Genomic DNA, 11,528 nt, shown 5'->3' on the forward strand with positions numbered 1-11,528 from the left:
ACCGGTGAAGCCATTCACTTCGCCAGCGGTTCACGCAGGATGTTCTCGAGCACGCGATACTGGGCCTCATACTCAGCTTCGCGCTGGGGAGTTTCCTTCGCGCGGCCTTGAGGAAGCGCGTTCGCCGGACTGAAGCCCACGTAAATCAGCGCTCCCTTGCCAATCGCCTGGCGATAGAGAATCGCTTGCGTCTTTCCCGCGCCGATCAGGCGCTCGCCCGTTTCGACAGAGAGGGGCAAGTGGTTCGCAGCTTGCAGCCACGCCAGATCGCTAGTCGTCGCCAGGTGAGCAATCCACGGATGCTTCGGCTGCAGCACTTCATAGCCGGCCGACTTGGCATTCTTCACCAGCTTTAGATTCTCGCCGAGCCACAGCTTGCCCTCGGGCGTCGAAAACAGATCAAGCCGGTCGCGCATCAACACCAGCACACCACCGCTGCGCAGATACTCTTCGACGGTTTTGAGATCTTCGGGCGAGAACGCGGTGGTAGCAACTTTCGCGCGTCCCAGGCTGCCGTCGTACACCACCAAATCATATCGTTTGAACTCCGCAGGCGAGATCCACGCGCGTTCGTGAGCCGCTACGATCGTCCCTTGCTTGCGCAGGGCGAACTCGATCAGCGGAGCATCGAAGGCGGGATAGCCTTGCACGAGCAGGGCCGTTTTGATGGCACTCGCGGGCTGCGATTGCTCCGCGCGAACGAACGGCGTGAACGGCGTGAACGACGTGAGCGGCGCGGGTGATGTCGCTGGAATGCGCTGGCCAAAGATGTTCCAGCGGCCCTGCACACCGACGGCCGTTGGCTCGGCACCGAGCGGCAGCGCGCCGCGATCGGGACGACCTGCGTCCTTCACTGGTTCGCTGGTGCCCCAAGCTTTCGGTACTTCCACTCCGCTATTCACGGCCGGACTCTCGGCAGTCAAACGAAGATCGACCGGCTCGCACCAATCGCTGCTGTACTTCACGAAGCCAGGATCTTGATGAAGGTCGTTCGCAGTCCAGCCTAGCGAGTAGTGTTTCTGACTCGCCACAAACGCCGGCGAGCGACGGAACTTCTCAAAGAGCGCTGGCAGCTTGTCGCCATCGCTTAAGCTCCAAGCCAGATTGCCGTCGGCCACAAAGGCAGCTTCCGCCGGGGGCAAGGTGCCGCCGACCAGTCCCTTGGTTTGCACCACAATGTTGTTGAGCACCCACCGCTCGGTGCCGTGGCTCATGGCGCGGCCAAGACCATCGGTCAGGTAGTCGTAGCGCGGCGGATCGACGGCGAGGATTGTATTGTGGACGATCTTCATCGGCTCCCAGGCCGGGCTGCCATGATCGCCGCCGACGCGCCCGAACGAATCAAGCTCTTGCCCATCGTCCGGCCCCTTCGGCCAGCGATAATGCACCGGCTGGCGAAAATCGAACACGTTCCGCGCAATGAGCACGCCACCACCCATCTGCTTGCGATTCTCGGCCAGAACTTTCTGCCGGCCATGCCCCACGCCAAAGGCAAACGTCGTGAGAATGCGGGCGAAGCGATTGTGCGTGATCTCAATGTTGCCGCCCCACGTGCTGCCGTCGTAGGCCGTCGTCGAAGTCAGAAAAATGCCATCGTCGCTGATGTTCTCGACCAGGTTGTGGTGAAACTTTGTCTTCCGCACACTGCCGAGAAAGATGCCATCGACGCTGTCGGTGAATTCGCAGTTCGCGATTTCGAAATCGCCGCTGTCGTCTCCCGTGGGCGACCAACGGCTGGCCGAGAAGAGCCTCGCTTCGACCGCGCGATACTTCAAGCTGCCACGAAACGTCCACGGCGCAGCGATTCCGCGCACGGCACAGTTCGTCATCCGCAACCCCTGCGTATCGGTGGCGAGCACCGCCGTGTTGCCACCATGAACACTCAGACCGTCGAGCGTGATGCGCTGGCAATCATGAATGTTCAGCGCCGACTGCACGGAGCCACGCAGCACCAGATCTTGCAGCACGATGTGCGCGCAGCTGGCCAGCTTGAGGGGCGACGTTTCCCAGCCTGCGGTGATGGCTAGGGACAATTTGCGCGGGTCACTTTCGCCGCGATAGTTATCGTCGCCGAGGCCCGGCAACTTCGTTGGTGCCAGGCGGCAATGAATTCGCTCGGTTGCTTCGTGAAAGAAAATGCCGGGACCGCAGTAGACGAACGAATCTTTACCGACCTTGTTGTCGACGTTCCACCACGGGTTATCGGACTGCAAATCGCCGTGCAGGTTATAAGCCTGCAGCGGAATCCAGGAGTCGCCAAAATGGCCCATCGCGTTCGTGGCGCCGGGGCGAATCTTCAAATTCGGAAAACTCTTCGTCGAACGATACTCCCCGGGCGATCCTTCCGTCACCGGTTCCCACGCCGTTGCTGGCGAATCGTAGAACTCGCGCAGGCCACCATCGATGACGACTCCTTCGCCCGGATAGCTGCGAATGGTGATGGGCTGCTGCTCGGTACCGCTACGAGTGAGGGTAACGTGCTCGTAGTAAATGCCGCCTCGCAGGTAGAGCGTGTCGCCAGGCTGCAACTGATTCACCGCGTGCTGAATGGTTTTCCAAGGAGCCGCCTCGGTTCCGGCAGCAGTATCTTTTCCCTTGGCAGCATTGACGAACTTTGCCGGGCCTGTGCTCAGCGGGCGAGCACTTGGCTGCGGCAATGGCCGCGGCGGCAAGTGCGAGGCGAACTTCGCTTCGGCAGCGACAGCCACGAAACCGGCGAACCCAACGATCAGCAGCGAAACCAGGAGCGGTGGGGTACGCATGTCAGCATTCCTGAGCGGGGAGAGGCGTACTTACGAGGCGGGACCGGCATTGTAGGAGAGATGCATTCTGGGTGCGAATTATTTCGATCCGCCTATTCCGTGCACGATTTGCTGCGGCCCCGGCCTCCTCGTCTTACGCCCCCTGCTGGGCTGGTTCCCAGTCCCTGGGGCGGAATTCGCGGCGGCGGTGTTGGGCAAGCGCGTGACAATCGCTACGGGCGTTGCTATTCTGGCCCCCTATGAATAAATCCTCTCCCCAGTCGGCTGCTTTAACCCCCATCGAAATCGAGATCGACGCCGTCCGGTCTTACAACGCCCGCTTGGGACTGTGGATGTTCGCCGTCTATTTGGCGGCCTATGTCAGCTTTGTGGTGCTCGCGGGCACCTCGCCGCAGATCATGGGCCAGCCTGCTTGGGGCGGCGTGAATGTCGCCATCTTGTACGGCTTTGGCTTGATCTTGGGGGCCTTCGTCGTGTCGATCGTCTACATGCTGCTGTGCCGCACGCCCCCTCGTCGCAATTAAGAGCAGTTCTTCACGCATTTGCAGCCGCGCTCGTTCCCTGTCCACTCTCCCGGATTGATTCGGCCCCTATGGACCACTCTCCTACCTTCCTCGCGATCTCGGTCTTTGCGTTCTTCGTCTCGATCGTGCTGGCGATTAGCTTTTATCTCGGTTCGAAGGCCAAGTCGGCGCAAGGGTACTACGCCGCGCATGGCGAGATTCCCTGGCTGGTGAACGGCGTCGCCTTTGCCGGCGACTATCTTTCCGCTGCTTCGTTTCTTGGCATCTGCGGCATGATTGCCTTCTACGGATATGACGGCTTTCTTTACTCGATCGGTTTTCTCGCGGGCTGGATCGTTGCCCTGCTGGTGATTGCCGAGCCCTTGAAGCGGCTGGGGAAGTTCACGTTCGCCGACGCGCTTGATAGTCGCTTTCACAGCAAGGGCATCAAGCTGGCCGCGGCCATCAGCACGCTGGTGGTCAGCTTGTTTTATCTGATTCCGCAAATGGTCGGTGCCGGCGCGCTCATCAAGCCGCTACTCGGCGTCGAGCAGCACTGGGTCGGTGTGGTCGGCGTCGGGATTGTCGTCGTGATGATCGTCGTGACCGCCGGCATGGTGTCGACCACCTGGGTGCAGTTCATCAAGGGTGCGTTGCTCGTTTTGTTTTGCACCATATTGACGATCATGATTCTGAATCGAGGCTTAACGACGCAGCCTCAACATTTGGGCAAGCCGCTGCAGGCTCACTTTCAGTCGCGCAGCTTTGCCGAGTTCGAGCAAGCGGCGGGCAAAGAGTTTGAACTGCTGCCTCGGTCGGGCGACTGGGCCGGAGACGCTGCGCAGAACTTTTATTTGGTGAAGAGTCCCGAGGGTCGGGTTCGCGTCTGGCACAAGTTTGCCGGCAAGACCGGGGAGCAAATCCACGAAGTTCAATCGTCGCAAATGATCGGCGGCAAGATCTTCGTCAATGGTGTGATGCGCGAACGCGGCAAGCCCGAGACCGACTTCTTGCCGGTTGGCCGCGTGGTCAGCTTGCCCACGGGCGTGAAGGAAGATGCCCCGCTGGGGCCGCTGCAGTATCTGGCGACGTTGCAACAAAGCGAAATCGAAACCTCCTCGACGCTCAAACTGAAAGATGCTGATGGCCTGGAAACAGCCATTTATTATCCGGTGATCAAAACGGGTAACGATCTGATGCTGCCCGGCGCCAGCCCGACGTTCAAAGGGGTCCGCAGCCCCAATCTGGCCGACAAGTTGAACTTTTACTCACTCATGCTGGCTCTGTTTTGCGGCACGGCTTCGCTGCCCCATATCTTGATTCGTTACTACACGGTGAAAGACGAATCGGCCGCGCGCAAGAGCACCGTCATTGGGATCGGTAGCATCGGCTTCTTCTACATCCTCACGCTCTACCTGGGCCTCGGTGCCATGACGAGCGGCGTGCTCGACCCCACCAATACCAACATGGCAGCGCCGCTGCTAGCGAAGCACTTTGGCGAGCTGATGTTCGCGATCATCTCGGCCATCGCCTTCACGACCGTCCTCGGTACCGTCAGCGGACTGATTCTGGCAGCGAGCGGAGCCGTCGCGCACGACCTGCTGGGGAACTTCCTCAGCTACAAACTGACCGATCACGAAAAAGTTCGGGCAGGCAAGCTCTCAGCAATTGTCGTCGGCGGCATTGCCATCGTGCTGGGCATCTTGTTCGAAAAGTTCAATGTGACGTTCCTCGTCGGCTGGGCTTTTAACATTGCCGCTTCGGCGAATCTGCCGGCGCTCATCATGCTGCTGTTCTGGGCGCGCACTACTAAGCAAGGCATCACCGCCTCGATTCTCGTGGGCATGACCAGCTCGCTGGCCTGGGTGCTCCTCAGCGGCGATGCCTTCAAGGATCTGTACGGTTTGAGTCCAACACTTGCTCCGGTTCCTTTCAGTCAACCCGCGATTGTCACCGTGCCGCTGGGTTTCCTCGTACTCATCGTCGTTTCGCTCCTGACACCTCCGCAGCTGGAAGATATGGGCGAAAAGGCCCGGCGGGCGGCTGAGCGGTAGTGGCTTGATCGTGTCCTGCCATTCGATCACGATGAAGAGAGTGGTCGCTTCATCCGCAGAGAACCTTTTTATGGCCGCAAGTATTTCCGTTGAAGAAGCAGCCAACTCGCTGCTCGCCGTAATCGGCAACCTCGCTCCCGGTGAAGAAGTGATTCTGACGCAGAATCACTTGCCGGTTGCCAGGATCGTCGCGGAACCAGTCGCAACGGGATCGCGCCCCCTGCCTGGCTTGGGCAAAGGCACTGTGGTTTATATGGCTCCTGACTTCGACGAGCCGCTCGAAGAGTTCCGGGAACTATCCTAGTCAAATGTAGACGGCACACTGATTGCACCCTCATTGAGCTGGATTCGTATTAAACCCGTCTCACTTGAGGAAACCAGTCATGAGCAAGCTACCAGGCAAAGCCGAAGCAGATGCGGCCAAGCATTCGAAAGATGGCCAAAAGAAAGTGACTCGCGAGAACACCCAAACGCGCGAAGAAGTCCGCAAGGAAACCGTCGTCCACAAGCAGAATTCGGAAAAGGGCGGCTAAACGGAATAGCTAAGCCATCAAACCCACAATCGGGTCCGCTTGATAAATATGATGCGGGCGGTCCGATTCATCGCGCCAGCTAGCGACGGCGGGAATGCCCAGCGCCGAGTAGATGGTTGCTGCCATCTGCTCCGGCGTTTGAGGATCGTTGTGTGGATAGCCACCAATTCGATCGGATGAGCCAACGACCGCGCCCCCTTTCACTCCGCCGCCCGCAAAGAAAACGGTCTGCACCGCCCCCCAGTGGTCACGGCCGGGGAGCCGAGTAGCGGAAAGACCAAACACGCGCGGGGTGCGGCCAAATTCGCCCGCCATCACGACCAGCGTTTCGTCGAGTAGGCCCCGTTCCGACAAGTCATCGAGCAAAGCGGAAACAGCTTGGTCGGTCGGCGGCAGCAAGAAATTCTTCAGGTTCGGGAAGATCGACTGGTGATTGTCCCAAGCTTCGTTATTGCCAAGATTCACCTGTACGAGCGACACGCCCGCTTCGACCAACTGCCGAGCCATCAGCAGAGAACGACCAAAGCTGTTGCGACCGTAAGCATCCTGCAGTTTTTCACTGGCCCGGGTGACATCAAACGCAGCCTGCGTGCTGGGCTCGGAAAGGAGCGAGATCGCTGATTGGCGGAAGCGATCGAACTGCTGCACGCCGGCCGCTTGTTCCAGTTCGCCCCGTTGGCCATCGAGCAGTTTGCGCAGATGTTGGCGATTGGCGAATGATTCTTGCGAGAGCCCTTCCGGCAGCGCCAGATTCGGCGCTTGAAAGCTGAGCTTTGAGTCGGCTTTGCCCGTTTCGTGATGAAACTCGTACTCGGGATAGGCACCATAGGTCTTGCCGTTGAATGGCGAAGCCGAGATGAACCAAGGCTCTCGCTTCGGTCCCATCAGGCCGGCGAACTGACCGGGAATGACTCGCCCCGTGCGGTGAATGAGTCGTTCCGGCAATACCACTGCTGGGGGCAAGTTGTTTTGCGGACGCAGGGCATCGCCGGCGATCGCGGCCATCGAGGGCCAATCGCTGGGCAATGGCTTCGAGGGGTTGAAGCCGACCGGCATTGGCGAACGGCCCGTGAGCATCACATGGTGCCCTTGCGAGTGTTCGTTGTACGGATGAGTCAGCGAACGAACGAGAGCCCACTTATTACTGCGGGCAGCCAGCAGCGGCAAGTGTTCGCACACCTGCACGCCGGGCGTCTTCGTCGCAATGGGTTTGAAGTCACCGCGCACGTTCTCAGGGGCAGCGGGCTTGGGATCAAAACTGTCTTGCTGGGAGAGACCACCGGAAAGAAAGATGTAGATGACCGACTTCGCCGGCTTCACTTTGCCAGCGTTATCTGCTGCCCGCAGTGCCGCCAGGTGATTCATGCCCAGACCAAGCAGGCCGATGCTACCAGCCTGAATGACCGTGCGCCGCGAGATCTGCGGATGATGTGCGGCGGTGATCTTGGCAGGCATAGCTGGCTCCTTCAGGCTTCGTCTCAGCAAGTTCGCATTCTACGAACGGCTACGTGGGAATCGCAAACAGGTGGATCGGCGATTTGTTCCCCAGGTACTTGCCATCTTTGCCAATTGGCCGGCCGTTGCCGTTGCTGCCGGCGTTGGTCGCAGCGACGGCAAATCGCTTACCATCGGGGTGCCAACTCAGGCTGTGAGGGTTCGCCAGTTTTTTCTCAATAAAGAACGGCGCCTTCTCTTCGGGCCGCACATACAGCAACTGACCCTTGCCGGGTGTGCCATAAGTGACGAGCGAGAGAAAGCCTTCGTCGTGAAAACGAAGATCGGCCACGAACACGTCCTGGCCATCACCGAGGTCGAACTTGTGCGTTTGCTTTCCCGTGGCAAGATCGAACAGCAGCAACGTCGGGACCCCCACAACCGTGCCTCCGTTCTTGGGCAAGGTGCCGCCGACCGCGAGCGTCTTGGCTTCTTTGTCGAACGCCAGGCACTGCACACCGCCGCAATCTTGCAGCCTCGACAGCGTGAACAAAATGCTGCCGTCAAAGGTTTTAATGACGGTTCCGTCGACCTTCAGCCAATGAACGATGCCCTTGGCATCACCGACAAGCAGCGAGCCATCGGGATGGAAGCGAACGGCTCGCGGATCTTCGACAATCGGCAGTTCGTGCTTCAGCGAGCCATCAGCAGTCGACCAGATTTTTAACTTGTGGTCGGTCGCTACGCTGGCGAGCAACTGACCGTCGGCACTCAGGGTCAGTTCACGAATCCAGCCGTCGTGGGCTTTGTCGTTCTGCCATTTCTCGGTTGGTTTCTCGCCAGCGATATCGTTCCAGCAAACGAGTTTGCCCCAGGAATCGCCGGAGAACAGTTGCTCACCACCGGGGCTGAAGGCAAAGCCCTCGATCCAGCCATGATGCCCGTCGAGGGGCGAGAGGACCGTGAACTCTTCCGTTTGGAAGTTCCAGCGGTGAAGCTTGGCATCGTAGCCACCGGCGACGAGCACCTTGCCGCATGGACTGAACCGGGCACTCGAAATTTGAGGATCGGCATCGATGACTTTGAATTGCTTAGGCTGGTATTTTTTCAGGAGCTCGGGAGTTTCGATCATGGTTCGTTCCTACGTGTTCACACTGGGGAAGGGGGTCACCCGCAACTGTCATCTCGCCGAGCGAGACGACTACGAGAGCAACTCCTTCACCGGGTGCATATCGTCGTGAGCGATCGGCAAAGGCTGGCCGACATTGTTGTATTCAACCTTTTTTGGATCGATGCCCAGAGCCTGAAACCAGGTATGGAACAGGTGGCCGATATCGTGTTCGTCGCCGTCGACCCAGGTGCCTTGATCGTTGGTCTTGCCCACCACCAGGCCGCGGTTGATGCCGCAGCCCGTCATAGCAACCGACCAGGCTTCGGGCCAGTGATCGCGGCCGATGTGGCCATTGATGCGCGGCGTGCGGCCGAACTCGCTCATGGTGATGACGAGCGTATTTTCGAGCATACCGCGTTCGGCCAGATCTTCGATCATGGCGGCAAACGCCTGGTCGTAGCGTGGCATCAGGCTCAGGTGCCCGTTGAAATTGTCGCCGTGCGTATCCCAGCCGTAGCTGTTCACTTTGACGAACGTCACCCCGGCTTCGAGCATCTTGCGGCCTTGCAGCATGTGCCGGCCAAACTCGTGCGTGCCGTACCGCTCGACGTCTTTGGGATCGAACTTCGAGGTATCGAACAGGTCCTGCCGCTTCATCAGCGTGCGAGCGACGTCGTACACATAGCCTTGCGCATCGCCAACCTGCTTGCGACGACCTGCTGCGTATTTGGCGTTGGCCAGTTTTCGCAGTTCGTCGCGCTCGTCGTCCAGTTCGGGCGTGATCTCACTATGGAGCGGCAAGTTCTCGGGTGGCTTGCCGTCGCCAAAGGCAATGCAACCGTACTTGGGGCCGAGGAAGCCCGCGTCGGTGTGAATGAAGCCGCTGCTGCCGGGCTTGATCCACACATAAGGAGGCAAGCCGCTATCGCCGGGGCCAAGCAACTTGGCCACTGCCGAACCGAAGAAGGGGTACGTCACGCCGCGGTTCTTCGGATCGCCCCGTTGAATGCGGGCCACGCCGGCCGAGTGAGAATTGTCCTTCGTGCACACGCTGCGAATCACGGCCAGGTGATGCATCTGCTTGGCCGTTTTGGGCATTAGCTCGCTGATGTGAATGCCGGGGACGGAAGTGGGAATCGCGCGGAAGGGGCCGCCGAACAGTGTATTCGGTTTCGGATCCCAACTTTCCAATTGGCTCATGCCGCCATCGATCCAGATGAACAGCACCTGCTTGTTCTTCTTTTTCACTTCCTCGGCAATCGTCGGCTGCAGTAAGCCGTTCAGCCCGAGCACGCCGGCCGTGCCTGCAGCTGCACCGAGCATTTGCCGGCGCGAGAGCGTGTGTTCCCACGGTTTACAGAGCGGATTGTTGAGCATGGGAAGTTCTCGTATTTTGTAGCCCGACGCGTCAGCGAGGGTGAGTGAACGTCAAACCAAGTAGCTCCCTCGCTGACGCGTCGGGCTACATGATCGGAAAGCCCAAGTTAGTGATTAATTCCAAACTCGTTCGAAGCCAGCAAACTCCAGGCGAGCGTGCGAATCGCTTCAGCACGCTTGTCAGAGTGTTTGGCCAGGTAGTCGGCCACGATTTTCTTCTCGTCGTCGGTGGGCTGGCGGGTGAGCACGCTCAGGTACATTTCGTCCGCGAGCGCACTGACGTCGGTTAGCTTTTCCAAGCGAGCGGTGAGATTATTCTCCTGTGGCTTCAGCCAACCGATGACCGTGGTGTCGTTGAGCAGGAACAGGGCGGCCTTCACCGACGGAGCATGGTCCACTTCCGGTTCGCGGGCGGGCAACGCAAAGGCCTTGTCAAACTTGGCTTGCAACTCGGCGATTTGCTTCTCCTCTTTCACGCTGTCAGCCATGCCGGTGGCCGTGAGCATGCTTTGGAGCAACTGCTCGGAGAGCAGGGGCTTCTCGAGGGCCACGCGGTACGACTGCAAAGGCAGATCGTCCGCTGCGAAGGGCGCTACGGTGCTCCGTTGATAGGTACGGGTGAGTGCCAGTTCTTTGATGAGCCAGCGGAGGTCGAATTCATTCGCTGCCAGTTCATCGGCCATTAGCGACAAGACCGCCGGATGCGAAGCGGGGTTCTCCTTGTGCATCAAGTCGAGCGGATGCACCTGCCCGCGACCCATCATCAGCCACCAGATTCGGTTGGCGATATTCTGCTTGAAGAAGCTGTTGCCGGCATTGGGCAATTGCTCCGACAGCGATTGCAAGGCACTGAACTTCACCTTGCCCGGTTTCTTTGTCTTAGGATCAGGCTTCACTTCGTACTCTTGCCCCTTTTCAAAAGTGGGCAGCGACACTTCTTGCAGGCCAGGAACCTGCGGGCCGATCGACTTCGGCTCTTGCACAAAGACCGACATGAATTCGACCTTCTTCAGCAGCGGCTTTTCGGCCACTGCCGGGAATTTCACATCGGTCCGCAAACCAACCTGGCTGATGTAGGCAAACAGCCCGTGGTAGTGCTCTTGCTTGTATTCTTCAACAAAGAGATGGTCGTGGCACTGGGCACATTGCACATCGATGCCCATCAGCAGACGGCCCACATCGCGTACGAGTGCCGGGACATCGACCGGGTTCTGGCCGTAGTTTTCCAATCGCTTGGAGAAGAACAAGGCACTACCGCGAGTCGCTTCATCTTCGGCATTGGGGTTGAGCAGTTCGCGGACAAGCTGATCCCAGTGCTTGTTGGCCTTGATCGACTCAGTCAGGTACTTGCGCCATTCTTCGTGATCGCCCAGACGTTCCATCAGCATTACATGCAGCACTTGCTGCAGGCGGCGAACGTGGTCGTCGCTGGCCAGCAACTGGTCGATTGCTTTGGCTCGCTTGTCTTGGCTTGGATCGGCAAAGAAAGCCGCCGCTTCGTCACGCGTGGGAATGCGACCGGCCAGATCGAGATAGGCCCGGCGCAGAAACTCGCCGTCGGTCGCTTGCGGAGCCAGTTCGCCGCCAGCAGACGCTTCAATCAGTTGATCGATACGCTGATGGAGCGGAGCTTCTTCCGCCTGAGCGAAAGCGAGCAAACTGCTGACGACCAGGCAGCTTGAAAGGAGGACGTAGCGGCTAACCTTCCAGACCATAGGAGAAACCTCTGTCGGCAGGCTGGGGCGGGCGGGGCG

Annotated in this window: 9 protein-coding genes; 4 read left to right on the top strand and 5 right to left on the bottom strand. The window is 59.1% G+C overall.

Annotation, left to right across the window (positions count from 1 at the left end; all coding sequences use genetic code 11):
• Positions 1-14: 14 nt before the first annotated feature.
• The gene (locus NA78x_RS28000; protein ID WP_425615671.1) at positions 15-2,762 is read right to left on the bottom strand and encodes a right-handed parallel beta-helix repeat-containing protein; all 2,748 of its coding nucleotides are present in this window, start codon (positions 2,760-2,762) and stop codon (positions 15-17) included.
• Positions 2,763-3,001: 239 nt separating this feature from the next.
• Between NA78x_RS28000 and NA78x_RS28005 the strand changes: the two genes are divergently transcribed.
• The 4 genes from NA78x_RS28005 to NA78x_RS28020 all read left to right on the top strand — a co-directional run bounded on the left by NA78x_RS28005 (position 3,002) and on the right by NA78x_RS28020 (position 5,852).
• Positions 3,002-3,286, top strand: a complete 285-nt coding sequence (locus NA78x_RS28005) for a DUF485 domain-containing protein (RefSeq protein WP_425615672.1) — start codon at positions 3,002-3,004, stop codon at positions 3,284-3,286.
• Positions 3,287-3,354: 68 nt separating this feature from the next.
• Positions 3,355-5,319, top strand: a complete 1,965-nt coding sequence (locus tag NA78x_RS28010; RefSeq protein WP_425615673.1) for a cation acetate symporter — start codon at positions 3,355-3,357, stop codon at positions 5,317-5,319.
• 70 nt (positions 5,320-5,389) lie between these two features.
• Positions 5,390-5,623 (top strand): type II toxin-antitoxin system Phd/YefM family antitoxin, encoded by a 234-nt coding sequence (locus NA78x_RS28015; RefSeq protein WP_425615674.1) that lies wholly within the window; start codon positions 5,390-5,392, stop codon positions 5,621-5,623.
• A gap of 79 nt (positions 5,624-5,702) precedes the next feature.
• Positions 5,703-5,852: a hypothetical protein gene (locus NA78x_RS28020; protein WP_425615675.1), complete on the top strand. Its 150-nt coding sequence runs from the start codon at positions 5,703-5,705 to the stop codon at positions 5,850-5,852.
• 9 nt (positions 5,853-5,861) lie between these two features.
• Here the strand turns inward: NA78x_RS28020 and NA78x_RS28025 are convergent, their stop codons facing one another.
• From NA78x_RS28025 to NA78x_RS28040, 4 genes are all read right to left on the bottom strand, one after another.
• Positions 5,862-7,307, bottom strand: coding sequence for a DUF1501 domain-containing protein (locus NA78x_RS28025; RefSeq protein ID WP_425615676.1), 1,446 nt, complete (start codon positions 7,305-7,307; stop codon positions 5,862-5,864).
• 49 nt (positions 7,308-7,356) lie between these two features.
• Positions 7,357-8,418 carry a WD40 repeat domain-containing protein gene (locus NA78x_RS28030; RefSeq protein ID WP_425615677.1) on the bottom strand — a complete coding sequence of 354 codons (1,062 nt, stop codon included), beginning with the start codon at positions 8,416-8,418 and terminating at the stop codon, positions 7,357-7,359.
• Positions 8,419-8,487: 69 nt separating this feature from the next.
• Positions 8,488-9,774 carry a DUF1501 domain-containing protein gene (locus NA78x_RS28035; protein WP_425615678.1) on the bottom strand — a complete coding sequence of 429 codons (1,287 nt, stop codon included), beginning with the start codon at positions 9,772-9,774 and terminating at the stop codon, positions 8,488-8,490.
• Positions 9,775-9,881: 107 nt separating this feature from the next.
• Complete coding sequence (locus NA78x_RS28040; RefSeq protein ID WP_425615679.1) at positions 9,882-11,489, bottom strand: DUF1549 domain-containing protein; 1,608 nt, start codon at positions 11,487-11,489, stop codon at positions 9,882-9,884.
• Positions 11,490-11,528 lie beyond the last annotated feature (39 nt).

The sequence above is a fragment of the Anatilimnocola aquadivae genome (genome assembly GCF_049819085.1).
Lineage (GTDB): Bacteria > Planctomycetota > Planctomycetia > Pirellulales > Pirellulaceae > Anatilimnocola.